Source organism: Promicromonospora sp. NPDC090134, assembly GCF_044746965.1.
Lineage (GTDB): Bacteria > Actinomycetota > Actinomycetes > Actinomycetales > Cellulomonadaceae > Promicromonospora.
Genome location: NZ_JBIVCZ010000006.1, coordinates 206,790 through 231,327 on the forward strand (window position 1 = coordinate 206,790; position 24,538 = coordinate 231,327).

Annotated in this window: 22 protein-coding genes; 14 read left to right on the forward strand and 8 right to left on the reverse strand. The window is 74.2% G+C overall.

The features are described 5' to 3' along the window. Positions 1-203 precede the first annotated feature (203 nt). Positions 204-2,120: an FAD-binding monooxygenase gene (locus ACIPN7_RS17760; protein ID WP_400544941.1), complete on the reverse strand. Its 1,917-nt coding sequence runs from the start codon at positions 2,118-2,120 to the stop codon at positions 204-206. Positions 2,121-2,214: 94 nt separating this feature from the next. On the opposite strand from ACIPN7_RS17760, the gene ACIPN7_RS17765 reads away from it, so the two are divergent. From ACIPN7_RS17765 to ACIPN7_RS17805, 9 genes are read left to right on the forward strand one after another with little or no spacing between them, the layout of a single operon-like run. Further along, the gene (locus tag ACIPN7_RS17765; protein ID WP_400544943.1) at positions 2,215-3,699 is read left to right on the forward strand and encodes a fumarylacetoacetate hydrolase family protein; all 1,485 of its coding nucleotides are present in this window, start codon (positions 2,215-2,217) and stop codon (positions 3,697-3,699) included. Beyond that, positions 3,696-4,427, forward strand: a complete 732-nt coding sequence (locus tag ACIPN7_RS17770) for a GntR family transcriptional regulator (protein WP_400544945.1) — start codon at positions 3,696-3,698, stop codon at positions 4,425-4,427. Before ACIPN7_RS17765 ends, ACIPN7_RS17770 begins: the two co-directional genes overlap by 4 nt. Continuing rightward, positions 4,424-5,932, forward strand: a complete 1,509-nt coding sequence (gene hpaE / locus ACIPN7_RS17775) for a 5-carboxymethyl-2-hydroxymuconate semialdehyde dehydrogenase (protein ID WP_400544947.1) — start codon at positions 4,424-4,426, stop codon at positions 5,930-5,932. Before ACIPN7_RS17770 ends, hpaE begins: the two co-directional genes overlap by 4 nt. Positions 5,933-5,936: 4 nt before the next feature. Then, positions 5,937-7,034, forward strand: coding sequence for a 3,4-dihydroxyphenylacetate 2,3-dioxygenase (gene hpaD / locus ACIPN7_RS17780; RefSeq protein WP_400544950.1), 1,098 nt, complete (start codon positions 5,937-5,939; stop codon positions 7,032-7,034). Next, on the forward strand, positions 7,031-7,840 hold the full coding sequence (hpaH, locus tag ACIPN7_RS17785; protein WP_400544953.1) for a 2-oxo-hept-4-ene-1,7-dioate hydratase: 810 nt from the start codon (positions 7,031-7,033) through the stop codon (positions 7,838-7,840). Before hpaD ends, hpaH begins: the two co-directional genes overlap by 4 nt. Continuing rightward, positions 7,825-8,628: an HpcH/HpaI aldolase/citrate lyase family protein gene (locus tag ACIPN7_RS17790; protein WP_400544956.1), complete on the forward strand. Its 804-nt coding sequence runs from the start codon at positions 7,825-7,827 to the stop codon at positions 8,626-8,628. The genes hpaH and ACIPN7_RS17790 overlap by 16 nt, the downstream gene beginning before the upstream one ends. A 10-nt stretch (positions 8,629-8,638) precedes the next feature. Next, positions 8,639-9,577 (forward strand): Ppx/GppA family phosphatase, encoded by a 939-nt coding sequence (locus ACIPN7_RS17795; protein ID WP_400544959.1) that lies wholly within the window; start codon positions 8,639-8,641, stop codon positions 9,575-9,577. A gap of 50 nt (positions 9,578-9,627) precedes the next feature. Next, positions 9,628-10,512 (forward strand): oxygenase MpaB family protein, encoded by an 885-nt coding sequence (locus ACIPN7_RS17800; protein ID WP_400544962.1) that lies wholly within the window; start codon positions 9,628-9,630, stop codon positions 10,510-10,512. A 4-nt stretch (positions 10,513-10,516) separates the two neighbouring features. Continuing rightward, on the forward strand, positions 10,517-10,900 hold the full coding sequence (locus ACIPN7_RS17805) for a YciI family protein (protein WP_400544965.1): 384 nt from the start codon (positions 10,517-10,519) through the stop codon (positions 10,898-10,900). 83 nt (positions 10,901-10,983) lie between these two features. Here ACIPN7_RS17805 and ACIPN7_RS17810 read toward each other — a convergent pair whose 3' ends face one another. The 3 genes from ACIPN7_RS17810 to ACIPN7_RS17820 all read right to left on the reverse strand — a co-directional run bounded on the left by ACIPN7_RS17810 (position 10,984) and on the right by ACIPN7_RS17820 (position 14,734). Continuing rightward, positions 10,984-13,593: an ABC transporter permease gene (locus ACIPN7_RS17810; protein WP_400544968.1), complete on the reverse strand. Its 2,610-nt coding sequence runs from the start codon at positions 13,591-13,593 to the stop codon at positions 10,984-10,986. Further along, complete coding sequence (locus ACIPN7_RS17815; RefSeq protein ID WP_400544971.1) at positions 13,593-14,387, reverse strand: ABC transporter ATP-binding protein; 795 nt, start codon at positions 14,385-14,387, stop codon at positions 13,593-13,595. Before ACIPN7_RS17815 ends, ACIPN7_RS17810 begins: the two co-directional genes overlap by 1 nt. A gap of 140 nt (positions 14,388-14,527) precedes the next feature. Next, positions 14,528-14,734 carry an EF-hand domain-containing protein gene (locus tag ACIPN7_RS17820; protein ID WP_400544974.1) on the reverse strand — a complete coding sequence of 69 codons (207 nt, stop codon included), beginning with the start codon at positions 14,732-14,734 and terminating at the stop codon, positions 14,528-14,530. A 134-nt stretch (positions 14,735-14,868) separates the two neighbouring features. Between ACIPN7_RS17820 and ACIPN7_RS17825 the strand changes: the two genes are divergently transcribed. The 3 genes from ACIPN7_RS17825 (at position 14,869) to ACIPN7_RS17835 (ending at position 19,694) form a co-directional block, all read left to right on the forward strand. Next, positions 14,869-15,462: a hypothetical protein gene (locus ACIPN7_RS17825; protein WP_400544977.1), complete on the forward strand. Its 594-nt coding sequence runs from the start codon at positions 14,869-14,871 to the stop codon at positions 15,460-15,462. Positions 15,463-15,533: 71 nt separating this feature from the next. After that, complete coding sequence (locus ACIPN7_RS17830) at positions 15,534-17,231, forward strand: acyltransferase (protein WP_400544980.1); 1,698 nt, start codon at positions 15,534-15,536, stop codon at positions 17,229-17,231. 90 nt (positions 17,232-17,321) lie between these two features. Then, positions 17,322-19,694 carry a beta-galactosidase gene (locus ACIPN7_RS17835; protein WP_400544983.1) on the forward strand — a complete coding sequence of 791 codons (2,373 nt, stop codon included), beginning with the start codon at positions 17,322-17,324 and terminating at the stop codon, positions 19,692-19,694. Positions 19,695-19,727: 33 nt separating this feature from the next. Here the strand turns inward: ACIPN7_RS17835 and ACIPN7_RS17840 are convergent, their stop codons facing one another. The 3 genes from ACIPN7_RS17840 to ACIPN7_RS17850 all read right to left on the reverse strand — a co-directional run bounded on the left by ACIPN7_RS17840 (position 19,728) and on the right by ACIPN7_RS17850 (position 21,938). Then, on the reverse strand, positions 19,728-20,426 hold the full coding sequence (locus ACIPN7_RS17840; protein ID WP_400544986.1) for a GPP34 family phosphoprotein: 699 nt from the start codon (positions 20,424-20,426) through the stop codon (positions 19,728-19,730). A 67-nt stretch (positions 20,427-20,493) separates the two neighbouring features. Continuing rightward, on the reverse strand, positions 20,494-21,267 hold the full coding sequence (locus ACIPN7_RS17845; RefSeq protein WP_400544988.1) for a MerR family transcriptional regulator: 774 nt from the start codon (positions 21,265-21,267) through the stop codon (positions 20,494-20,496). 200 nt (positions 21,268-21,467) lie between these two features. Beyond that, positions 21,468-21,938 (reverse strand): carboxymuconolactone decarboxylase family protein, encoded by a 471-nt coding sequence (locus ACIPN7_RS17850; protein WP_285106630.1) that lies wholly within the window; start codon positions 21,936-21,938, stop codon positions 21,468-21,470. Positions 21,939-22,095: 157 nt separating this feature from the next. On the opposite strand from ACIPN7_RS17850, the gene ACIPN7_RS17855 reads away from it, so the two are divergent. Next, positions 22,096-23,022: a S1C family serine protease gene (locus ACIPN7_RS17855; RefSeq protein ID WP_400544992.1), complete on the forward strand. Its 927-nt coding sequence runs from the start codon at positions 22,096-22,098 to the stop codon at positions 23,020-23,022. Between the two features lie 45 nt (positions 23,023-23,067). Here the strand turns inward: ACIPN7_RS17855 and ACIPN7_RS17860 are convergent, their stop codons facing one another. Further along, a complete protein-coding gene (locus ACIPN7_RS17860; RefSeq protein ID WP_400544995.1) occupies positions 23,068-23,754 on the reverse strand; it encodes an alpha/beta fold hydrolase in 687 nt (228 codons plus the stop codon). A 204-nt stretch (positions 23,755-23,958) separates the two neighbouring features. Here ACIPN7_RS17860 and ACIPN7_RS17865 point away from each other — a divergent pair, with 204 nt between their 5' ends. Next, entirely contained in the window at positions 23,959-24,531 is a 573-nt protein-coding gene (locus ACIPN7_RS17865; protein ID WP_400544998.1) for a dihydrofolate reductase family protein, read from the forward strand. Positions 24,532-24,538: the final 7 nt, after the last annotated feature.

Sequence of the window (24,538 nt, forward strand, 5' to 3'; positions counted from 1 at the left end):
CAGAGGCAGAAGGCCACGGGAAGTGGCGGCGCCCGCATACCTACCGGAAATCGGCCTATAAAGAAAGCAAATCGTGATTTTTTCGTCCATGAATGAACGAATTCACCCGCAGGAGCTGGTCGAACGGAACGTGTTCTCGTTCGTCGGCGCCGCGCGCTCCACGAGCGCGGCCGGGACGACCCCGAGCGGACCCGCTCGCTGGGTCAGGCGTTCTCCGGGGTGATCGTGGTGTGCCGAGGCAGCAGGGCCTTCGCGAAGAAGGCGGCCAGGTCGGCGGTGGCGGTCAGGGGCAGGACGGCGGCCACGTACTGGTCCGGCCGCACCACGACGACGGCGCCGCCGCGGTCGATGCCGCGCAGGTCGAAGATGTCCTGGGCCGGGTCGGTCGCGTAGACCTTCTCGTGGTCGACCAGGCCGAACGGGCCGACCCGCGGCCGGAACACCTCGGGTACGTCGGCGAACTCGACCCCGAAGTGGTCCTGCTGGTAGACGACCTTGACGTCGAGCACGGCGTCCGGGTCGTCGTCGGCCGGGGTGTGCCGCAGCAGGGGCGAGCCGGGTGCGGTGCCCAGCCACTGCGCCCAGTCCCGCAGCGCCGAGGGCTCGCCGGGGGTGGCGGCGTCGGCGAACGCGTAGACACGCCACCGCCCGTCGGCGCGGGCGTGGTGGCCCAGGTGGGCGGGGTTGCCCTCGGCCACGCGCTCGACGGGCGCCGACTTGAACCGCTTGCCGACGGGGAAGCCCGTGGCGAGCCCCTGGTGCGCGGCGTCGGCCACGATCATGGACGGCTGGTACTGCGTCATGAACCCGCACGGGAACTCGGCGGTCTTGACGTAGAAGTCCTCGAGATACGTCGGGTCGGGCAGGTCCTCGGGCGGCGTGGCCATGAGCCGCGACCACTCGCGGTCGAAGTCGATGAGGTCCTGCGCCACGACCTGCCGCTCGGCCGAGTACGTGGCCAGCAGCGACTCGGGGGCCCGGCCGGTGAGCACGTGCGCCAGCTTCCAGGCGATGTTCCACCCGTCCTGCATGGACACGTTCATGCCCTGCCCGGCCTTGGCGCTGTGCGTGTGGCAGGCGTCGCCGGTCAGGAACACCCGCGGTGTGCGGGCGCCGGCCTGGTCGGCGGGCACGTCGTCGAACCCGTCGGTGACGCGGTGGCCCACCTCGTAGACGCTGTGCCAGGGCACGTCCTTCACGTCCAGCGCGTAGGGGTGCAGGATGCGGTTCGCGCGCGCGATGATCTCGTCCAGCGTGGTGGCGCGGACACGGGCGCCCTCGCCGGGCGGCACCTCGCCGAGGTCGACGTACCAGCGGGCCAGGAATCCGCCCTCGCGGGGGATGAGCAGGATGGACCCGCCGTCGTGCGACTGGATGGCGCACTTGGTACGCACGTCCGGGAAGTCGGTCACGGCCAGCACGTCCATCACGCCCCAGGCGTGGTTGGCCCTGTCGCCCACCGGCTTGCGGCCGATGGCCTGCCGGACGGCGCTGTGCGCGCCGTCGGCCCCGATCACGTAGCCCGCGCGCACGGTGCGCTCGGCGCCCTCGTGCGGTCCGGCCGTGTGCCGCAGGGTCACGGCGACGGGCTCGCCGGGCGCCTCGGGGACCGTGAGGCCGGTGACCTCCAGGCCGTGGTCGGGGGTCACGCGGGCGGGCGCCAGGGCCGCAACCTCGGCGAAGTAGTCCAGCACCCGGGCCTGGTTGACGATCAGGTGCGGGAACTCGCTGATCCCGTCGGGGTCGTCGGGCGGCACGGCGGCGCGCGCGATCTTGTGCGGGTCGGCGGGGTCCGGCTTCCAGAACGCCATCTCGGTGATGCGGTAGGCCTCGGCGGTGATCCGCTCGGCGAACCCGAACGCCTGGAACGTCTCGACGCTGCGCGCCTGGATGCCGTCGGCCTGGCCCATCTCCAGGCGCCCGGCCCGCCGCTCCACCACGTGTGTGCGGATGCCGGGGAACTGCGCGAGCTGCGCCGCCGCGATCATGCCCGCGGGCCCGCTGCCGACGATCAGGACGTCGACCTCGTCCGGCAGCTCGGCGGGCCGGTCGATGCCGTACCCGGCGGCCGGCTGCACGCGCGGGTCTCCGGTCACGTAGCCGTGGTGGTGGAACTGCATCGTTCGTCCGTTCTGCCCGTGGTCGGCGACGTTGCCGGGCCCCTCCAGACCATATACGATCTGTGATACGAAGCACCAGAGAGCAAGGGAGCTCATGGGTACCGCAGCGCAGGCGCCGACGCCTCTCGACGTCCGGCCGGGCAAGATCGTCGCCGTCCACCTCGCGTACGCCTCCCGTGCCGACCAGCGCGGACGGCGGCCCGCCGCCCCCTCGTACTTCCTGAAGCCCGCCAGCTCGCTCGGCGTGAGCGGGGGCGTGGTCGAGCGGCCCGCGGGCACCGAGCTGCTCGCGTTCGAGGGCGAGGTGGCGCTGGTGATCGGCGAGCCCGCCCGGCACGTGACCGTCGAGGACGCCTGGGACCACGTCGCCGCGGTCACCGCGGCGAACGACCTGGGCGTCTACGACCTGCGCTGGGCCGACAAGGGTTCCAACGTGCGCTCCAAGGGGCGCGACGGGTACACGCCGCTCGGCCCCTGGCTGATCGACGCGCGCGCGGTCGACCCGGCCGGGCTGCGCCTGCGCACCTGGGTCAACGGCTCGCTCGTGCAGGACGACACCACGGGCCCGGGCGCCCTGCTGTTCCCGTTCGCGCAGATCGTGGCCGACCTGTCCCAGCACCTCACGCTGGAGCGCGGCGACGTGATCCTGACGGGCACGCCCGCGGGGTCCAGCGTCGTGGTGCCCGGCGACGTGGTCGAGGTCGAGGTCGACGCCCCGACGGCGCCCGGCGCGCCGACGTCGGGCCGCCTGGTGACCACGGTGGTGCAGGGCGAGGTGCCGTTCACCGACGTCGGCGCGGGGCCCCGGGTGGACGACGCCCAGCGGGCCGACGCGTGGGGCAGCCGGGAGGCGGCGGGTCTGGGCCCCGTGCCCGAGCCGTTCGTGCTGACCGACGAGCTGCTCGACCTGCTACGCCGCGCGCCGGTCGCGGGGCTCTCCGCCCAGCTCCGCAGGCGCGGCCTGGACAACGTGATCGTCGAGGGCGTGCGGCCCACCGTGCCGGGCGCCACGATCGTCGGCCGCGCCCGGACGCTGCGCTTCGTCCCGAACCGGGAAGACCTGTTCGCCGCCCACGGCGGTGGCTACAACGCGCAGAAGCGCATGTTCGACACCGTCGGTCCCGGCGAGGTGATCGTCATCGAGGCGCGCGGCGAGACCGGTGCGGCCACCCTCGGCGACGTCCTCGCGCTGCGCGCGCAGGTGCGGGGGGCCGCGGGCGTGGTCACCGACGGCGGCGTGCGCGACGTCGACGCCGTCGCCGCCACGGGACTGCCCGTCTTCAGCCGCGGGCCGCACCCCGCGGTGCTCGGCCGCCGGCACGTGCCCTGGGACACCGACGTGGCCGTGGCCTGCGGCGGCGCCACCGTGCTGCCCGGCGACGTCGTGGTGGGCGACGCGGACGGCGTCGTCGTCATCCCGCCGCACCTGGTCGCCGAGGTCGCCGCCGCGACCGTCGCCCAGGAGGAGCAGGACGCCTGGGTGGCGCAGCAGGTCGCCGCGGGGCACCCGATCGACGGGCTGTTCCCGCCGGACGCGGCGTGGCGGGCGCGCTACGAGGAATGGCGGGCTTCCCGATGACGCTCGACGGCGTGGCCGGCTCGGCCGTGGAGGCCGCGCTCGCCGGCGAGATCAGCAAGTCCCAGGTCGCCTACACCTACCTGCGCGACCGGATCGCGCGCCGCGACCTCGGGCCGGGCTACCGGCTGGTGCTGCGCACCATCGCCGACGAGCTCGCCATGAGCGTCGTCCCCGTGCGCGAGGCCATCCGGCGGCTGGAGGCCGAGGGCCTGGTGACGTTCGAGCGCAACGTCGGGGCGCGCGTCGCGATGATCGACGAGCGGGGCTACGTCGAGGCCATGCAGGCCCTCGGCGTGGTCGAGGGCGCCGCGACCGGCCTCTCGGCCCCCGCGATCTCCGCCGCGGACCTCGACCGGGCCGCCGAGGTCAACGACCGGCTGCGCGCCCTGCTCGACCACTTCGACCCGCACGCGTTCACGGCCCTGAACCGGCAGTTCCACTCGGTGCTGTTCGAGTCGTGCCCCAACGCGCTGCTGCTGGACATGGTGCACCGCGGCTGGGCGCAGCTCTCCGGACTGCGGGACTCCACGTTCGCGTTCGTGCCCGGCCGGGCACACGACTCCGTGGCCGAGCACGCCCACATCCTCGACCTGATCGCGCGCCGCGCCGACCCGCTCGAGATCGAGATCGCCGCGCGCGACCACCGCTGGGCCACCATGCAGGCCTTCCTCGACTCGCGCGGCGACGGCGCCGCGCGCCACCCGACCCGACCCCCGGAGACACCGTGACCGACCTCCCCACCCGCCACGTGCCCGCCGACCTGCCGGGCCGCATCCAGCACTACATCGGCGGCGCGCTCGTCGACTCGCTCGACGGCGGCACGTTCGACGTGCTCGACCCCGTGTCCAACGAGGTCTACGTGCGCGCGGCGGCGGGGCAGGCCGCCGACGTCGACCGCGCCGTCGCCGCCGCGCGCACGGCGTTCACCGACGGGCCGTGGCCCCGGATGCTGCCTCGCGAGCGCTCGCGGGTGCTGCACCGGATCGCCGACCTCGTCGAGTCCCGCGACGCGCGGCTGGCGGAGCTGGAGAGCTTCGACTCCGGCCTGCCCATCACCCAGGCGCTGGGCCAGGCCCGGCGGGCCGCCGAGAACTTCCGGTTCTTCGCCGACCTGGTCGTGGCCCAGGCGGACGACGCGTTCAAGGTGCCCGGCCGCCAGCTCAACTACGTCAACCGCAAGCCGATCGGCGTCGCGGGCCTCATCACGCCGTGGAACACGCCGTTCATGCTGGAGTCCTGGAAGCTCGGGCCCGCGCTGGCCACCGGCAACACGGTGGTGCTCAAGCCCGCCGAGTTCACGCCGCTGTCGGCGTCGCTGTGGGCGGGGATCTTCGAGGAAGCGGGGCTGCCGCAGGGCGTGTTCAACCTGGTCAACGGCCTCGGCGAGGAGGCGGGCGACGCGCTCGTCAGGCACCCCGACGTGCCGCTCATCTCGTTCACGGGGGAGAGCCGCACCGGCGAGCAGATCTTCGCCAACGCCGCGCCGCACCTCAAGGGCCTGTCGATGGAGCTGGGCGGCAAGTCGCCCGCCGTCGTCTTCGCCGACGCCGACCTGGACGCCGCGATCGACGCGACGATCTTCGGCGTCTTCTCGCTCAACGGCGAGCGCTGCACCGCGGGCAGCCGCATCCTCGTGGAGCGCGCGGTCTACGACGAGTTCGTGGAGCGGTACGCGGACCGGGCGAAGCGCGTGGTGGTGGGCGACCCGCAGGACCCAGCCACCGAGGTGGGCGCGCTGGTGCATCCCGAGCACTTCGCCAAGGTGATGGGCTACGTGGAGATCGGCAAGGGCGAGGGCCGCCTCGTGGCGGGCGGCGGGCGCCCGGAAGGCCTGGAGACCGGTAACTACGTGGCGCCGACCGTCTTCGCGGACGTGCCGCCGTCGGCCCGGATCTTCCAGGAGGAGATCTTCGGCCCGGTCGTGGCGATCACGCCGTTCGACAGCGACGAGGAGGCGCTCGCGCTGGCCAACGGCGTGCGCTACGGGCTGGCCGCCTACGTGTGGACGAACGACCTGCGGCGCGCGCACACCTTCAGCCAGGCGATCGAGGCGGGCATGGTCTGGCTCAACTCGAACAACGTGCGCGACCTCCGCACGCCGTTCGGCGGGGTCAAGGCCTCCGGCCTCGGGCACGAGGGCGGCTACCGCTCGATCGACTTCTACACCCACCAGCAGGCCGTGCACGTCACGCTCGGCGCGGCGCACCACCCCACGTTCGGCAAGGGAGCCTGACGCGATGCCTGAATCGATCCCCACCCCCGTGGCGCCACCGCCGGACATCCTGCGCTGCGCGTACATGGAGCTCGTGGTCACCGACCTGGCCGCCTCCCGGAACTTCTACGTCGACGTGCTCGGCCTGGTGGTCACCGAGGAGGACGCCGAGGCGGTCTACCTGCGCAGCATCGAGGAGTTCATCCACCACAACCTCGTGCTGCGGCAGGGGCCGGTGGCCGCCGTCGCCGCCTTCTCCTACCGGGTGCGCAGCCCGCAGGAGCTGGACCGGGCCGTCGCGTTCTACACGGAGCTCGGCTGCGAGGTGCGGCGCGCCCCGGAGGGCTTCACCCGGGGCATCGGCGACTCGGTGCGCGTCGTGGACCCGCTCGGGTTCCCGTACGAGTTCTTCTACGACGTGGAGCACGTCGAGCGCCTCGCCTGGCGCTACGACCTGCACACCCCGGGCGCGCTGGTCCGGCTGGACCACTTCAACCAGGTCACCCCGGACGTGCCGCGCGCGGTGCGGTTCATGGAGGACCTCGGCTTCCGCGTCACCGAGGACATCCAGGACGCCGAGGGCACCACCTACGCCGCGTGGCTGCGCCGCAAGCCCACGGTGCACGACACCGCGATGACCGGCGGCGACGGTCCGCGCATGCACCACGTCGCCTTCGCCACGCACGAGAAGCACAACATCATCGCGATCTGCGACAAGCTCGGCGCGCTGCGCCTGAGCGACCGCATCGAGCGCGGGCCCGGGCGGCACGGCGTGTCCAACGCCTTCTACCTGTACCTGCGCGACCCGGACGGGCACCGCGTGGAGATCTACACGCAGGACTACTGGACGGGCGACCCCGACAACCCCGTGGTCACCTGGGACGTGCACGACAACCAGCGCCGCGACTGGTGGGGCAACCCCGTGGTGCCCTCCTGGTACACCGAGGCGTCGCTCGTGCTGGACCTGGACGGCGTGCCGCAGCCGGTCGTCGCCCGCACCGACACCTCGGAGATGGCCGTGACGATCGGCGCGGACGGGTTCTCGTACACGCGCCCGGAGGACGACGCCGATGCGCTGCCCTCCTGGAAGCAGGGCGAGTACAAGCTGGGGCACCAGCTGTGACGGGCCAGGCGGACGGCCGCACGCTCGACGACACGACGGTCACCGCGATCGCCGACGAGCTGGCCCGCGCGGACGCCGAGCGCGCCACGGTGCCGCTCCTGACGGCGCGCTACCCCGGCATGACCATCGAGGACTCCTACGCCGTGCAGAACACCTGGCGGCGGCGCGGCATCGAGGCCGGACGCCGCCCGGTGGGCCGCAAGATCGGGCTCACGTCGAAGGTCATGCAGGCGGCTACCGGCATCACCGAGCCGGACTACGGCGCGATCTTCGCCGACATGGTGTTCGAGAACGGTTCGGTGATCGAGCACGCCCGGTTCTCGAACGTGCGGGTCGAGGTGGAGCTCGCCTTCGTGCTGAACCAGCGCGTGGCCGGGCCGGACGCCACGGTGTTCGACGTGCTGCGAGCCACCGAGTACGTGGTGCCCGCGCTGGAGATCCTGTCCTCGCGCATCGAGCTGGCCGGCCGCACCATCGTCGACACGATCAGCGACAACGCCGCGATGGGCGGCATGGTCTACGGCGGCAACCCGGTGCGGGTGGGAGAGACCGACCTGCGCTGGGTCGCCGCGCTCCTGTACCGCAACGAGGTCATCGAGGAGTCGGGCGTCGCCGCCGCCGTGCTGAACCACCCCGCGGCCGGCGTCGCCTGGCTCGCCAACAAGCTCGCCCGGCACGGCGCGGCGCTGGAGCCCGGCGAGATCGTCCTGGCCGGCTCCTTCACGCGGCCGATGTGGGTGGAGCCGGGGGACACCGTGCTGGCCGACTACCGAGAGCTGGGGACCGTCTCGTGCCGATTCGTCTGACCCTCCCGCCCACGTTCCGCGACCGCATCGAGGCCGCAGGCCGGCCGCTGGCCGGCATGTGGGTGTGCTCCGGCAGCCCCGTGGTGGCCGAGATCTGCGCGGGCGGCGGCCTGGACTGGCTGCTGATCGACGGCGAGCACTCGCCGATCGGCCTGGAGACCACGACGGCCCTGCTCCAGGCGGTCGCCCCGTACCCGGTCACCCCGGTGGTGCGGGCGCCGTCGGGCGACCCCGTGGTGCTCAAGCAGCTCCTCGACCTGGGCGCCCAGAACGTGCTGGTGCCCATGGTCGACACCGCCGAGCAGGCCCACGACGTGGTCCGGGCCGTGCGCTACCCGCCGCGCGGCGTGCGCGGCGTCGGCAGCGCCCTGTCCCGCGGCGCGCGCTGGAACCGCGTCGAGAACTACCTGGCCGACGCCGACCGGCACGTCTCGCTGTTCGTGCAGGTCGAGTCCGTCGAGGGCGTCGAGAACGCGGCGCGCATCGCCGGCGTCGACGGGGTGGACGGCGTCTTCGTGGGCCCCTCCGACCTGGCCGCGTCGATGGGCGTGCTCGGGCAGCAGACCCACCCCGCCGTCACCGCGGCGGTGCACCGCACCTTCGAGGCCGTGCGCAGCGCCGGCAAGCCCGTGGGCGTCAACGCCTTCGACCCCGCCGTCGCCCAGGCCTACCTGGACGACGGCGCGTCGTTCGTGCTCGTCGGGGCCGACGTCGCGCTCCTGGCCCGCGGCGCGGAGGCGCTCGCGGACCGGTGGACCGGACCCCGTCCCCCGCAGGACGCCGGGTAGCGTTCGGTCCATGCGTCTGGGCGTCCTCGACATCGGTTCCAACACGGGTCACCTGCTGGTGGTCGACGCCCACGGGGGCGCCGCGCCGCTGCCCGCGTCGTCGTACAAGGAGCCGCTGCGGCTCGCGGAGCACCTGGACGACGCCGGCGCCGTGGGCCCGGCGGGCGTGGAGGCCCTCGTGGGGTTCACCGCGCAGGCCGTGCGCGTCGCGGAGGACCGGGGCTGCGCGGAGACGCTGGCGTTCGCGACGTCCGCCGTGCGCGAGTCGGTGAACGCCGAGGAGGTGCTGCGGACCGTGCAGGAGCGCACCGGGGTGCTCCTGGAGGTGCTCAGCGGCGCGGACGAGGCCCGGCTCACGTTCCTCGCGGTGCGCCGGTGGTTCGGCTGGTCGGCCGGGCGGCTCGCCGTCTTCGACATCGGCGGCGGCTCCCTGGAGATCGCCGGCGGCGCCGACGAGGCGCCGGACGCCGCGTGGTCGCTCCCGCTCGGGGCGGCGCGCCTGGCCCGCACGCACTTCGGCACGGCGCCCGACGCCGGGGCGCTGCGCGCCCTGCGCCGGGACCTGCGCGCCGACATCGCGCGCAACGCCGGCGACCTGCTGCGCTCCGGCCGCCCCGACCGCGCGGCCGCGACCTCGAAGACCTTCCGGTCGCTCGCCCGGATCTGCGGCGCCGCGCCCGCGGGGGACGGGCCGCTCGTGCCGCGGACGCTGCGGCTCGACGACCTGCGCGAACGGATCGGTGAGCTGGTCCGGACCGCACCCGCCGACCTCGCCGGGCTGCCCGGCGTCTCGCCGAGCCGGGCCCACCAGATCGTGCCCGGCGCGCTGGTCGCGGAGGCCTGCATGGACGTGTTCGACCTGCCGGAGCTGGAGATCTGCCCCTGGGCACTGCGCGAGGGCGTCATCCTGGAGCGCCTGGACCTCATGCCGCACCTCGCGGCGGGCTGACGTCGCTCCCGCATGACCGGCTGAGGACGTCCCGGGCGGATACTGGCGGCATGCCCCGTGTCACGAGTCCCGTCGAGCGCCTGCGCGCCCGGGTGGGCGACGCCCTCTTCACGAAGGTGGCCGGGCCCCAGGGGTTCGAGGCGCGCGACCGCATCCACCTCACCCCGGGACCGCGCTGGTTCCCGCCCGGCAGCCCGATCCGCCGGGTGCACGCCGACTCGGCGACGTTCGCGGGCGGGCTGCGGGCGCTGCTGCTGCAGTCGCTGCACCCGCTGGCGATGGCGGGGGTGGCCGGCCACTCCGGCTACCGCGGCGACCCCTGGGGGCGGCTGGCCCGCACCTCCACCTTCCTCGCGACCACGACGTTCGCCACCGCGGACGACGCCCAGGAGATGGTCGACCGCGTACGCGCGGTGCACGACCGCGTGCGGGGCCGGGCACCCGACGGGCGCCCCTACCGCGCGAGCGACCCCCACCTGCTCACCTGGGTGCACGTGGCCGAGGCCGACTCGTTCCTGGCCGCCCACCAGCGCTACGGCGAGCGGCCGCTCAGCCCGGCGGAGGCGGACGAGTACGTGGCGCAGTCAGGTCAGGTCGCCCGCGCGCTCGGCGCCGTGGTGGTCCCGGAGACGGTCGCCGAGCTGGCCGACTGCCTGCGGTCCTATCGCGACGAGCTCGCTGCCACGCCCGAGGCCCTCGACACCGCGCACTTCCTGCTGCGCGAGCCGCCGCTGCCCCGGGCCGCCCGCGGCCCCTACCGCCTGCTCGCCGCCGGGTCCGTGGCGCTGCTGCCCGCCTGGGCGCGTGCCGAGCTGGACGTCGAGACCTGGTTCAGCCGGAACCTGGGCGGACCCGCGGGGGCGGTCGCGGTCCGGGGCGTGCGGTGGGGACTCGGCTCCGCCGGAGGCCGGGAGCGCTGGGCCTCAGTAGCCTGAGGACATGGCGAGCGCCCCCGACGTCCCGGACGCCTTCGACGTGTACACGGTCGTGGTCCTGCGGCGTCCGCCCGACGCCCCCGGCATCACGGACGACGCCCTCACCGAGCTCCAGGCGCGCCACCTCGCCTACCGGGCCGACCTGCGGCGCCGCGGCCTGCTCGTGGTGAACGGGCCGTTCGACCTCCGCAGCGACCCGTCGTACCGCGGCATGTCGATCTTCGCGTGCTCCCCGGACGAGGCCGCGCGGCTGTCCGACGGCGACCCGTCCGTCGCGGCCGGCCGGCTCGTGTACGACGTGCTGGAGTGGTGGGTGGCCGCCGGCTCGCTCGCGTTCCCGCTCGCGGCCGGGCAGGTGGGGGACCGCCGCAGCATGCCCGACGACTGAGCGGCCTGACGACCGAGGGCCCGAACGACCGAGCGCCCGGGCACGGTCTACCGTGCCCGGGCGCCGTCGTCAGCGCGGGACGCTCACTCCACGCCGAGCGCCGCGACCGGCGAGGTGCGGACGGCGGCCCGCGCCGGGACCACGGAGGCCAGCAGCCCCGCGACGAGGGCGACGGCCAGGACCAGCGCGATGTCCGTCCACGGCACGGCGTACCGCACGTCACCCATCAGCGACAGGGCGGTGGCCGCCCCGGCCCAGCCGAACACCAGCCCGAGCACGATGCCGAGCACCGCGCCGACGCCCGCGATGAGCATGCCCTCGACCGCGAGCATGGCCCGCAGCTGGTCCTTGCCGAGCCCGATCGCCCGCAGGGTCGCGGACTCCCGGGTGCGCTCGATGACCGAGAGGGACAGGGTGTTGGTGACGCCGATCAGGGCGATCACCACGGCCACCGCGAGCAGGCCCACCACGATGCCCAGGATCACGTCCACGACCTGGCGGAACTGCGCCGCCTGGGCCGCCGGGCCCATCACGAACGCCCCGCCGTCGACCTCCGCCACGGCGTCCTGCACGTCCGTGAGCACCGCCGCGGGATCCGAGCCGTCGATGTGCGCCCAGACGTCGCTCCACGCGTCCTCGCCGGCGATCCGGTCCAGGTCCGCGGCCGTGATCATGCTGCTGAGCGGGTCGGCCGTGGTGATGACGACCGTCAGGTCGACGGTGCCGCCGGGACCCTCGACGGTGGTGCGGTCGCCCTCGGCGAGGTCCAGCGAGTCCGCGGCGTCCTGCGTCAGCAGGATCGAGCCCTCGGTCAGCCGCTCCGCCTCCTCGGCCACGTTCACGACGGCCGCGAGGTCGTGCGGGTCGGCGCCCGCGACCGACATGTCCTCCACCCCGGCAAGAGTGACGCTCGTGTTGGTCACCAGCACGGTGTCGGTCACCCCGTCCGTGCCGGCGACGGCCTCGTGCACGTCGTCGACGTACCTCGGGTCGGACGGCGACGCGCTCACGTCGTACGGGAACGTCTCGTCGAGCAGGCTGTCCGCCGACATCCGGGCGCTCGCGGCCCCCGTGGACATCATGGTGACCAGCGTGACGCCGATGAGCAGCGCGGTCGACGTCGCCGCCGTCCGCCGCGGGTTGCGCAGCGTGTTGGCGACGGCCAGGCGGGCCGCCGGGCCGGTGCGGGACACGAGGGCGCCGAGGCTCGCCGCGACCCGCGGCAGCCACAGCACGGCGCTCAGCACCACGCCGAAGAAGGCGAGCGAGCCGCCGCCCACGGCCGCGAGCAGGCCGAACTGCGGCGCGTCGTTCATCCCGAGGGCCACGCCGACCGCGAGTCCCGCGAAGCCGCCGACCACGCACAGGAGCGAGATCACCAGGCGGGCCCGTCCGGTGCGGGCGCGCAGCGTCGGCGCGTCCGAGGGCCGCAGCGCGGCCAGCGGCGCGACCCGCGTGGCCGAGCGGGCCGGGGCGAGCGCCGCCAGGACCGTCACGCCCACGCCGACGGCGAGCGGCAGCACGACCGCCTGCCAGGTCAGGGCGATGGTGGTCGGCAGCGGCACGCCGAGGTCGAACGACGGCGCGACGAGCAGCGCGATCTGCGCCAGCGCGGCACCCGCCACGATGCCCGCCGCCGACGCGACGACACCGAGGATCGCGGCCTCCAGCAGCACGCTGCGGTAGAGCTGGCCGGCGTCCGCGCCGATGCAGCGCAGCAGGGCCAGGGTGCGGGTGCGCTGGGCCACGAGCACCTGGAACGTGTTGGTGATGACCATGGCCGCGATGAGCAGGGCGATGGCGGCGAACGTCAGGACGAACACCAGGAAGACGAGGTCCTGGCCGCCGGTCTGCTCCGCGGTCCGCTCGGTCGCCACCTGCTCGACGGTCTGCACGGTCGCGTCGCCCGCGGCGTCGGGGACGGCCCCCTGGAGCGCGTCGCGCAGCCCCGCCGGGACCTCGCCGCCGTCGAGCGGGGTGTCGAGCGCGACGAGCAGCTCGGTGACCGGGTCGGCGTAGGGCTCGGCCGCGTTCCACGCGTCGAGCGTCGCGGCCGGGACCGCTGCGGCGCCGCCGTAGGAGGTGTAGGCGCCGTAGGGGTCGTCGGCGACACCCGTCACGGTCAGCGTCTCGGTGACGTCCTTCGGGTCGCCGAGCTCCGCGGCCGGGTCGTCGGCCTGGCTCTCGGCCCAGCCGTCGGGGTAGACGGTCCGGTTGAGCGTCACGGTGTCGCCGACGGCGACCTCCATCCGCTCGGCGACCGTCGTGGACAGGGCCACCTCGCCGGCGGCCGTCGGCCAGGCGCCGTCGGTCAGCTCCAGGGGCGAGAGGCGCGGGTCGGCGGGCACCGGGGCGAAGGCCTGGAAGCCGCCCTTGCCGCCGTTGCGCAGGTCGCCGAACCAGGTCGTGACCGGCTGGACGGCCGCGACGTCGTCGAGCGCGGCGACGGCCCGGACGTCACCGTCGGTGATGCCGTCGGCGTCGCCGTCCGGGCTGGTCACCACGACGTCGGCCCGCGCGTACCCGGCCGCGACCATGTCGTGGGTGGTGCCGTTGATGACGCCGCCGGCCAGCAGCGTCACGGTGACGAAGGCGGTGCTGATCAGGATGGCCACACCGGCGGCGGTGAGCCGGCCCGTGCTGCGGCGCATCTGCCCCAGGGTGAGGCGTGCGGTGGGGAAGGAGTTCGACATCACGCACCCGTCCGGGCGGGACCGGTGGTGACGGCAGGCTCGAGGGTGCGCAGGGCGTCGAGCCCGGCCATGGCGGACTCGGGGGTGGGGTCGCTGATGTCGCCGGCGATGCGGCCGTCGGCGATCAGCACGACCCGGTCGGCGTACGCGGCAGCGGACGGGTCGTGGGTGACCATGATGATGGTGCGGCCCAGCTCCCGCACGGAACGGCGCAGGAAGGACAGGACCTCCGCGCCGGAACGGGAGTCGAGGTTGCCGGTGGGTTCGTCGGCGAACACGACGTCGGGCTGCGCGATCAGGGCACGCGCGATCGCGACGCGCTGCTGCTGCCCGCCGGAGAGCTCGCCGGGGCGGTGGGTCAGGCGCCCGGTCAGGCCCAGGGTCTCCACGAGGGTGTTCAGCCAGGCGTGGTCCAGGGTCGCGCCGGCGAGCTCGACGGGCAGGGTGATGTTCTGCTCGGCGGTGAACATCGGCAGCAGGTTGAACTGCTGGAACACGAACCCGATCCGGTCCCGGCGCAGCCTGGTGAGGGCCTTGTCGTTCAGGCCGGTGATCTCGGTCTCGCCGAGGAAGGCCTGTCCGCCGGTGGCGGAGTCCAGGCCGGCCAGCAGGTGCATCAGGGTCGACTTGCCCGATCCCGAGGGGCCCATGATCGCGGTGAACCGGCCCTGCTCGAAGTCGACGTCCACGCCGTCCAGGGCGCGCACGATCGCCTCACCCTTGCCATAGGTCTTCGTCAGGGAACGGGCGCGCACTGCGGGTGACGACCCGGGCGCGTACACGGTGGTGTCCATGGGAAGGACGCTACGGAGCGGCGGTACCGGAGCGCGTCCGGCCCCGGGCTGGTCTTGGTCGGCCCCTGGGTCATACCCAGGTCGTACGCCCCGGGCCGCCGGGTCAGGGTCCGGGGGCGTCCGCGTTCGGGCCGGTGGGCTCAGGCGTCCCAGGCGATCGTGAACTCGGCCAGATCGATCTTGCCGTCCTGGTCGTGGTCGGCCTTGCCGAAGATCTGGTCGACGTCCTTGTCCGTGGTCTCCTCGCCGCGCGTGGCCATCGCCTGGCGGAACTCGTCCGCGGTGATGCGGCCGTCGCCGTCGGAGTCGAACTCGACGAAGGTCCGGGTGAGCTCGTCGGCAGCCATGCTGTTACCTCGCAAAGTCGGAAACAATTCGGAGAGTATGCAACCACATATCGGTTTGATCGGTTGTGGAATTGCTGGGCGGTAAGTCCGATACGGTGCGGCGTGCCGAACGTCGACACCCGGAGGTCCGGACCATGAGGTTGTATGCCGCCGCGCCGGCCAGGGGCGCCCGCCAGGTGCTCGGTGACCTGCTGCTGCTCGCCTGGATCGCGGCCTGGGCGTGGGCCGGCCGCGAGGTCTGGGCGGCGACCCTGGAGCTCGGGCGGCCCGGCCGCGCGACGGCCACGGCCGCCGACGACATGGCCGCCCGGTTCCACGACGTCGGGGGCCGGATCGACGGCATCCCCGGGGTGGGCGACGACCTGGCCGCACCCTTCAGCGGGGCCGCTGACGCCGCCGAGAGCCTCGCCGAGGCGGGCCGCTCCCAGGCCGAGACGGTGGCCGACGTCGCGCTGCTCGCCGGGCTCGCGGTGTTCCTCGTCCCGGTGCTGCTGGTGGCCGTGCTCTACGTGCCGCTGCGGGTGCGGTTCGTGCGGCGGGCGAGCGCCGGCCGACGGCTGGTCGGGGCCGACCCGGCGCTGCTGGCGCTGCGCGCCCTGACGAACCAGCCGCTGCGGGCCCTGACCAGGATCTCGGACGACCCCGTGCGGGCGTGGCGGGACGACGACCCGGACGTGGTGCGGCGGCTGGCCGACCTGGAGCTGCGGGCGCTGGGGCTGCGCCGGTGAGCCGGTCCGTCCCGGCGAGCAGGGACCGGCCGGTCGGGTGGGGCCGTCCACCACGTCGATAGGCTTGCGGCGTGGATCACTCAGCGGCCCAAGGCGTCCGACGTGTCGACTTTCTCCCCTGGGAGTACGACCCCGCCTCGGCGGAGGGGGAGGCGCAGGCCGCCCGGCAGCGCGAGCTGGCCGACGCCGGCGCGCAGCTCGGCGCGGGCGTGTTCGTCGCCCCGAACGCCGCGGTCTACTGCGACCGGCTCGCCCTCGGCGACCGCACCTACGTCGCGGCGCTCGCCTACCTCTCGGGCGAACTGACGATCGGGGCGGACTGCTCGGTCAACCCGTTCGCCGTCGTGCGCGGGGAGATCCGGATGGGCGACGGCGTTCGCATCGGCGCGCACAGCTCGATCCTCGGGTTCAACCACCAGATGGCGAACGACCGCCCGGTCTTCCAGCAGGACACCTGGAGCAAGGGCATCACGATCGGCGACGACGTGTGGATCGGCTCGAACGCCACGATCCTCGACGGCGTGACCGTGGGCGACCACGTCGTCGTCGCGGCCGGCGCCGTCGTCACCAAGAACGTGCCCGACTGGGCGGTCGTCGCGGGCAACCCCGCCCGGGTGCTGCGCGACCGCCGCGCGGAGACGAAGGGCGCGACCGCCGGTGACTTCGCCGCCCGGCTGGCGGCCTTCGGCGACCGCGCCCGCGAGCAGGCCGGCGACGTGCTGGCCCGCTGCTACGAGGACGGCAGGTTCGTGGACCGCCCGTCCGCCGCCGCGGGGCCCCTTCGCCCGGCGGTCCGGCCGTGGGCGGACGCCGTCGAGATCGCCGACCTGCTGCTCGGCACCCCGCCGCCCGGGTTCGAGGCCGCCGACCTGGTCCGGCGGCTCACCGCCCGCCAGGACCCCGCGAGCGGGCTGATCCCGGAGGGCGACCTCTCCGACCAGGGCCTGTCGGACGACGGTCTGTCGGCCACCGACGGCGACGCCGCCTACCACGTGCTCAGCGTCGGCTACGCGGTGCGGCTGCTGGGCGGACGCCTGCCGCACCCGGTCCGCGCGGTGCACGCGCTGGGCGACCGCGACGTCGTCGACGCCCTGGAGGCGCGGGACTGGGGCGCGCAGGCCTGGGGGAGCGGCGCCGCCGTCGACTCGCTGGCCACGGCCTGCGCCCTCAACATGGCCGACTTCGCCGAGGAGCTGCCCGCCGGCGGCGTCGGCCCGCTGTACGGGCTCCTGGGCTGGCTGACCGCGAAGGCGGACCCGGCCACGGGCCTGTGGGGCGCGCCGCAGCCCGGGTCGCGCTGGCTCCAGGCCGTGAACGGGTTCTACCGTCTCACGCGTGGCTCGTACGCCCAGCTCGGCCTGCCGCTGCCCTACCCGGAGGCGGCGGTCGACACGGTGCTGGAGCACGCGGCCGACCCCGTGCTGGCCACCCCCGAGGGCTGGACCGCCTGCAACGTGCTCGACATCGTGCACCCGCTCTGGCTCGCGGCGAAGCAGACCGCGCACCGGCGCGCCGAGGGCGAGGCCTGGGCCCGCACCCAGCTCGACCGGGCGCTGGAGAGCTGGGCGGACGGTGCCGGTCTCGCCTTCGCCCCACGTGGCACCGGGCCGGACGGCGTCCCCGGGCTGCAGGGCACCGAGATGTGGCTGAGCATCGTCTGGTACCTGGCCGACTACCTCGGCGTCGCGGACTCCCTCGGCTACCGGCCGCGGGGCGTGCACAACCCGGACCCGCTGGTGCGGATCACGCCGGTCGCCGGGGCGCGGTGACCCGGGCGCGGGTGCCGGCCGCGCGATCGTCCAGGTCCGGCGTCGATCCGTGCATGTCATCGCGGGGCGAGGCTTCGTAGGGTCGCGTGCGTGAGCCACGTCCCCGCGCAGCCGACCGTCCGTCATGTCACCGTCCCGGCGGCGCAGCCGGTGCGGCCCGCGCCCCTGGAGATGGGCGACCCCGTCGGCACCCCGGGCGCCGTCCGCGTGATCGACCGGTACGTCGAGCGGGACGGGCGGCCCTGGTTCCCCGTCATGGGTGAGTACCACTTCAGCCGGGACCGCCCCGAACGGTGGGAGACCGAGCTGCGCACCATGCGCTCCGGGGGCGTCACCGTGGTCGCGACCTACCTGCTCTGGATCGTCCACGAGGAGGTGCGCGGGCAGGTGCGCTGGGACGGGCAGCGCGACCTGCGCCGGTTCGTCGAGACCGCGGGCCGCGCCGGCCTCGACGTCGTGCTCCGCATCGGCCCGTGGGCGCACGGCGAGACGCGCAACGGCGGCTTCCCGGACTGGCTGCAGGCCCTGCCCGTGGTGCACCGTACGAACGACCCCGCCTACGTGGAGCTCGTCCGCGGCTGGTACGCCGCGATCGAGGAACAGGTACGCGGCCTGCTGCACTCGCCCGGGCAGCCCGGCGGCCCGGTGCTCGGCATCCAGGTCGACAACGAGCTCTACGACCAGCCCGAGCACCTCGCGACGCTCCGCGACCTCGCCGAGGCCGCCGGCCTGCGCGTGCCCCTGTGGCTCGCGACGGGCTGGGGCGGTGCCCGCCTGCCGCGCGGCCGCGTGCTGCCGGTGTACGCGGGCTACTCCGACGGCTTCTGGGAGGAGTCGTCCACCGGGTGGCCCGCCTTCGGCGCCACCCACTACGCGTTCAGCACCGTGCGCGACGACCTCACCGTCGGCGCCGACCTGCGCGACGGCCCCGTCACGGCCCAGGCGGCGGACGGCGCCGCCGACCCGTGGCCGTTCGCCACCTGCGAGCTCGGCGGCGGCATGCAGGTCGCCTACCACCGGCGCCCCCACGTGGACGCGGACGACGTTGCGGCGCTCGCCCTGACGAAGCTCGGCAGCGGCTCCGCGTGGCAGGGCTACTACCTCTACCACGGCGGCACCCAGGTGCTCGGCGACCGCTCCACCACCCAGGAGTCGCACGCGACCGGATACCCCAACGACCTGCCCGTGCGCGACTACGACTTCTGGGCGCCCGTCGGCGCGGCGGGCCAGCAGCGCCCGCACTACCACCGGCTGCGCCGCCAGCACCTCTTCCTGGAGACGTTCGGGCCGGACCTGGCGACCTACCCGACGGTGCTGCCGGACGACGAAGCTGCCGACGTGCGCTGGTCCGTGCGGGGCGACGGCGAGCGCGGCTACCTCTTCGTCAACAACCACCAGCCCGCGGTCGCGGCGCTCGCGGACGTCGAGGCGGTGCGGTTCGACGTCGAGCTCGGCGCGCACCCTGTGACCGTCCCGACCGCGGCCACCACCCTGCGCTCCGGCGTGTCCGCGGCCTGGCCGCTGCGGCAGCCCTTCGGGTCCGTGCCGGCGCTCACCGTGCCGGCGCAGCCGATCACGCGGCTCGACACCGAGCGCGGCCCGGTCTTCCTGTTCGCGACGACGGACGGCGTCGACGTCGAGCTCCAGCTCGAAGGTGTCGACGCCGCGGACGTCCGGGGAGCGGAGATCCTCCGGACGGAGCCGCTGCCCGGCCCGGGCACCCGCGTCGTCGTGACGCCGACGGCGGCGCCGGGGCTCGCCGCCGAGGTCGTCGTCGGCGACACGACCCTCGTCCTCCTGCCGCCCGCCCTGGCGGACACCGTCTGGAAGGGGACGATCGACGGCCGCGAGTCCGTCGTGCTGTGGGACGGCAGCGGGTACTTCGACGGCAAGACGTTCCGCGTCGTGCCGCACGCCGAGGACCGCACCGCCGACGTCCTGCCCCCGCTGCCCGCGGGCGGGTACGCGCGGGTGCCCGGGGAGGGTTCGCTGTTCGCCCGGTACGTGGTCCCGGGCGAGGACGCCGCGCGTCCCCTCGTGCCGCCCGTGTTCGACGCCGCCGTTCCGGCGCCGGTGCGCACGGGCGGCAGCGCGGGTCGGTCGTCCGCCCCGGACGACGCCGACTTCGACGCGCTCGTCCCCGTCGAGGTGCCGGTACCCGACGACGTCTTCGAGGACGCGGACCGGGTCCTGCTCCGCCTCGACTGGACGGGCGACGTGATGCGCATCCACGCGGGCGACCGGCTGATCGCGGACCAGTTCTGGTCCGGCCGCCGGTTCGACGTCGACCTCGCCCCGTACCGCGCCGAGATCCGCGCGGGCGGCCTGTGGCTGCGCGCCTTCGCCTGGTCGCCGTCGTCCGGCGTCCACGTCGACCCGCGCGTGCGTCCGGCGTCCGACGTGCCGGTGCTGGAGGTGCGGGCGGCCTCGCTGGAAGCCGTCCGCACCCGCGCCCTGCGCTGAACCAGACCCGTCCCGCTCGCGCTCAGCGACGCGTCAGGGGTTGTTCTGGACGGCCGCGATCGCGATGGTCGCGCTCGCGGTGGTGACCGCGATGGTGGTCCTGAGCACGGCCTCGCCGGCGGCGGCCGCGCCCCAGTCGCCCTGCTCCAGCTCCTTGCCGCGCGTGTAGACGGCGCCGGACCAGGGGATGTCGCTGTTGAGGACCGGCAGGCTGCCGCTGGCGGAGAGCAGGGCCGCGAGCACCGCGGTGCGGGAGTCCGGGTCGGCGCCGTCGACCAGCACCGGGCGGACGGCGGCGACGAGCTCGGCCCGGCGGGGCGTGCCGCCGTCGGTCAGTGCGGTGGTGGGGATGAACCCGAGTGCCTTGCGCTTCTCGCGGCCGATGTGGCCGCGTTCGACGAGCCGGTCGAGCAGCGGCTCGCGCAGCCGCGGGCCGACCTCGGCGAGGAACGTCTGCGCGCCGCGCGGCTTCTCGACGAGCCGCTCCCAGCGTTCGCGCAGCAGCGGGTCGGCAGGCGGGCTGCCGGCGTTCGCGGTGATCCGGGGGCCGGTCAGGCCGGGCCTGCTGTCGATCTCGACGTGGTCGCCCACCGCGAGCTCGGTGAGCACCGCGCCCGCCAGGGTGTAGAAGAGGGTGTTCTCCCCGGCGATGGTGCCCGACCGGGGGTCGAACAGCAGCAGGAGCAGGTCCTCGGCGATCAGCGCGGTGTCGGGCGTGGTCGGTGCGGTCAACGTCTCGTCCGTTCGTCGGGGTCGGCTGGTCATCAGGGCCGTCGGTGCCGTGCGGCGGCCGGTTGTCTCAGGGGCGGGGCGTCGGGTCCACGACGAGCTCCTCGGCGTCGAGCCGGTCGTCAGTCTGTCCGGTGACGATCAGGTGCGCGCGGTAGAGCACCTCGAGCTGGGCCGGGTGGTAGAGCTCGCGCAGCGCCTGCACCACGGCGCACCCCGTCAGGCCGGGGCCGTGCAGCGCGTGCGACTCGGGCGCGCCGAGCGCCGGGTAGGCCGTGAGCTGCCGCTGCATGATGGGCGCGATGCGCTCGGCGAGCGCCTGCCGGGTCGCCCGGTCCGCGTCGGCGGGCAGCGTCTCGAACTCGTCGTCCGCGTCCGTGTGCGGTTGGTCGTGCAGCAGTTCGCGCAGCGCGGCCATGGCGTCGTCGTCGAACACCTGGGCGTAGATCATCAGCATGGAGCGGTCCACGTCCGTCAGGTCGCGCGCGACGGCGCTGAACCCCGCCGGCAGGTCCGCCGGGGCGCGGTGCTCCAGGATCACCGCCAGCTCCGCCCGGACGCGCTGGAGCCGGGTGATCGTCGCCTCCAGCTCCGAGTCGAGCACGCGGAGCGCCTCGTCGGGGTCCTGGTCGGCGCGCCCCATCGTCGCGATCTGCGCGAGCGGCACCCCGAGGTCGCTCAGCCGCTTGATCTGCAGCAGCCGCACGAGGTGCGCGGTCTCGTACTGCTTGTACCCGTTGGACCGGCGGGCGGGCTCGTCCAGCAGGCCGATCTCGTGGTAGTGCCGGACGGCCTTGATCGTGGTCCCCGCGATCTCCGCGAGCTGGCGGGTGCTCCAGGCCACTGTCCGCTCCTCTCGGTCCGCCGGCGGGACCGCCGACGGACAGCAGTCCAAACCATGCCCTAGGGGCAGAGTCAAGCCCGGGCAGCCGCGGGGACGCCTCGGCCGGGGCCGGCCGTTCCCCTTCGAGACCGGGGTTTCTTCGCTTTGAGGCAGCTCAAAGCGAAGAAACCCCGGTCTCGAAGGAGCGGGGCCGGACGGCGTCAGAACTGGCCGGGCACGTAGTCCCCGGCCGGCTGCCGGTTGATGACGTTGATCCGGTTGTAGGCGTTGATGATCGCGATCAGCGAGATCAGCGCCGCGAGCTGGTCCTCGTCGTAGTGCGCGGCGGCCCGGGCCCACGTCTCGTCGGAGACGCCGCCCGAGGCGTCGGCCAGGCGCGACCCCTCCTCGGTCAGCTCCAGCGCGGCCCGCTCGGGCTCGGTGAACACGGTCGCCTCGCGCCAGACGGCGACCAGGTTCAGCCGGAGCTGCGTCTCGCCCGCGGCCGCGGCGTCCTTGGTGTGCATGTCGGTGCAGAAGCCGCAGCCGTTGATCTGGCTCGCCCGGATCTTCACGAGCTCCTGCGTGACGGCGGGCAGGGTCGAGTCCACGACGAGCTTGTTCGCGGAGTTGATGTGCCGCAGGACCTTTCCGGCGAAGGGGTTCCCGAAGAAGTCGATCCTGGCGTCCATGTGTGTGCTCTCCTTGGTAAGGGTGACGGCCCGCGTCGCGGGTCCGCACACCTGACCGGGACCGACCCACGGATGTGACCGGCCGAGACGTGAACGTCTTGTCTGCCCCTGGCGAATCCCCTCCCGGACCGCCGCCGCGCGGTGTGTGATGGGACCTATGGACGATCAGGAGGCACTGGACGCCTACTCGGCGTCGATCGTGCGCGTGGTCGACGCCGTCCTGCCGTCGGTCGCGGCGCTCTCGGTGCGGACGGCGCGCGGGGCCGGGGCCGGGAGCGCCTCGGTCATCCCGGGCGACCGGCTGCTGCTCACGAGCGCGCACGTCGTCGAGTCGGCCACCGACGTCCGCGCCGCCTTCTCCGACGGCTCGGAGGTCGCCGCGCGGGTGATCGGCCGGGACCCGCTCTCCGACCTCGCGGTGCTCCGGGCGGACGACGACCTGCCGCCCGCCCTGACCCTCGGGGACGCCGCCGCCCTGCGGGTCGGTCAGCTCGTCGTCGCCGTCGGCAACCCCCTCGGGCTGGCCGGCAGCGTCACCGCGGGGATCGTGTCCGCGCTCGGCCGCTCCCTGCCGACCGGGGCAGGCCGGATCATCGACGAGGTGGTGCAGACCGACGCCGCGCTCAACCCCGGCAACAGCGGGGGTGCGCTCGCGGACACGGCCGGGCGCCTCGCGGGCGTCAGCACCGCCGTCGCGGGCATCGGCCTGGGCCTCGCGGTGCCCGTCAACACCACGACCCGGGCGATCATCGACACCCTCGTCCGGGACGGCCGGGTGCGGCGCGCGTGGCTGGGCATCGCCGGGGCGCAGGTGGTGCTGCCCGAGCCGGTCGCGGAACGGGTCGGCTCCCGGACCGGCATGCAGGTGGCGCAGGTCATCGCGCGGTCCCCGGCCGACCTGGCGGGGATCCGGCGCGGCGACCTCCTCGTGGCGATCGACGGCGCGACCGTCGTGACGACCACGGCCGTGCAGCGCCTCATGGTGGGTGACGCGATCGGGCGGCGCACGGAGGTGACGGTGTGGCGCAACGGCGCCCTCGTCGACGCGGTGGTGCTCCCGCAGGAGCTCGTCACCGCGCCGTGAGGGCGCCGGGCCGCCGTCGTCCCGCCCACGCCGCGACCGCCGCCGTCACACCGCCGCGGCCGCGTCCGCCAGGATCCGGGCGAGCTCCGCCGGCCGCGTGAACATGGGCCAGTGGCCCGAGTCGAGGTCGACCAGGTCGACGTGCTTGGCGCGCGCGAGCTCGGGCACGTCGCCGGAGTCGATCCACTCCTGCGCCTGGGCGGGCGTGAACTCGGGGCACACGACCACCACGGGCACGTCGAACCGGCGCTCGTCGCTCAGGTGCACCACGCCGCGGGCGACCCCCTCGGGGACGGGCACTGCCCGGGCCGTGAAGTCGCTCCGTGCCGCCTCGGAGAGGTCCGCCGAGTCGGGCCCCTCGAACGGCTCCCAGCCGGGGAACGCCATGGCGCCGTCGACGACCTCGAACAGGTCGGCGTAGGGCTTGCCGTCGTCCCACGGGAAGCCGCCGATCAGCACGACGCCGGCCACGGCATCCGGCCGCGCGTCGGCGGCCAGCCAGGCCAGGGTGCACGCCGCGGAGTGCCCCACGACGAGCGGCCTGCCGGACGCCGCGTCCACGGCCGCGAGCACGGTCGCGACCTGGTCGTCCAGCGTCGCGTCCGTACGCCCGTCGCCCTGGCCGGGTAGCGTGACGGGCACCGGCCGGTGCCCCAGCGACTCGATCTGCGGGACGACGTCGTCCCACGCCGAACCGTCGAGCCAGAGGCCACCGATGAGCAGGATGTCCATGATTCTCGTCTCCCGTAGTCGTGCTGATCCGAACTGCGGCGCGCTGCCGACCCCACCAACGGTAGGACCGGTTCCGGACGATCTGCTACCGGATCAAAAATCCTGCGCGGCACCGATGACTTTGCCGTGACCCTCCCGTCCATCCCCAGAGAAAAGCCCGCAGCACGCCGCACCGCGCGGCGACCACGACAGGAGATCCACCCCATGCGCACCATCGTCGCCACGCACTTCGTCTCGCTCGACGGCAAGGTCGACCCCACCGGGGGCGACCCCGAGCTGCACGACACCGCGTGGACCTTCAAGACGGTCGACATGGTCCCCGAGGCCTACGAGCTCAAGGGCCGGGAGCAGGAGGAGGCCGGGGCGCTGCTGCTCGGGCGCACCAGCTACCAGATGTTCGCGCCGGTCTGGCCGGACATGGCCGAGTTCACGCGCTACAACGAGCTGCCCAAGTACGTCGTCTCCACGACCCTCACCGACGCGGACCTGACCGACAACTGGGGCGAGACCACCATCCTGCGCTCGCTGGACGACGTCGCCCGGCTCAAGGAGACCGACGGCGGCGAGATCCAGGTGCACGGCAGCGTGTCGCTGACCCGGGCGCTCGCCGACGCGGGGCTCGTCGACTCCTACCACCTGCTCGTCTTCCCGGTGCTCCTGGGCCAGGGCAAGCCGCTGTTCAGCGACACCGACAAGCCCGCGCAGAAGCTCCGGCTGGTCGAGCACGAGGCGTACAAGAACGGCATCCAGAAGCAGATCTTCGACGTCGTGCGCTGACGGCATA

Coding starts and splice junctions, on each gene's coding strand:
- ACIPN7_RS17860 (WP_400544995.1), bottom strand. CDS start 23,754: ATGGACATCCTGCTCATCGGTGGCCTCTGGCTCGACGGTTCGGCGTGG.
- ACIPN7_RS17855 (WP_400544992.1), top strand. CDS start 22,096: ATGGACGATCAGGAGGCACTGGACGCCTACTCGGCGTCGATCGTGCGC.
- ACIPN7_RS17820 (WP_400544974.1), bottom strand. CDS start 14,734: ATGGCTGCCGACGAGCTCACCCGGACCTTCGTCGAGTTCGACTCCGAC.
- ACIPN7_RS17850 (WP_285106630.1), bottom strand. CDS start 21,938: ATGGACGCCAGGATCGACTTCTTCGGGAACCCCTTCGCCGGAAAGGTC.
- ACIPN7_RS17765 (WP_400544943.1), top strand. CDS start 2,215: ATGGGTACCGCAGCGCAGGCGCCGACGCCTCTCGACGTCCGGCCGGGC.
- ACIPN7_RS17815 (WP_400544971.1), bottom strand. CDS start 14,387: ATGGACACCACCGTGTACGCGCCCGGGTCGTCACCCGCAGTGCGCGCC.
- ACIPN7_RS17760 (WP_400544941.1), bottom strand. CDS start 2,120: ATGCAGTTCCACCACCACGGCTACGTGACCGGAGACCCGCGCGTGCAG.
- ACIPN7_RS17795 (WP_400544959.1), top strand. CDS start 8,639: ATGCGTCTGGGCGTCCTCGACATCGGTTCCAACACGGGTCACCTGCTG.
- ACIPN7_RS17810 (WP_400544968.1), bottom strand. CDS start 13,593: ATGTCGAACTCCTTCCCCACCGCACGCCTCACCCTGGGGCAGATGCGC.
- ACIPN7_RS17825 (WP_400544977.1), top strand. CDS start 14,869: ATGAGGTTGTATGCCGCCGCGCCGGCCAGGGGCGCCCGCCAGGTGCTC.
- ACIPN7_RS17800 (WP_400544962.1), top strand. CDS start 9,628: ATGCCCCGTGTCACGAGTCCCGTCGAGCGCCTGCGCGCCCGGGTGGGC.
- ACIPN7_RS17865 (WP_400544998.1), top strand. CDS start 23,959: ATGCGCACCATCGTCGCCACGCACTTCGTCTCGCTCGACGGCAAGGTC.
- hpaD (WP_400544950.1), top strand. CDS start 5,937: ATGCCTGAATCGATCCCCACCCCCGTGGCGCCACCGCCGGACATCCTG.
- ACIPN7_RS17770 (WP_400544945.1), top strand. CDS start 3,696: ATGACGCTCGACGGCGTGGCCGGCTCGGCCGTGGAGGCCGCGCTCGCC.
- ACIPN7_RS17805 (WP_400544965.1), top strand. CDS start 10,517: ATGGCGAGCGCCCCCGACGTCCCGGACGCCTTCGACGTGTACACGGTC.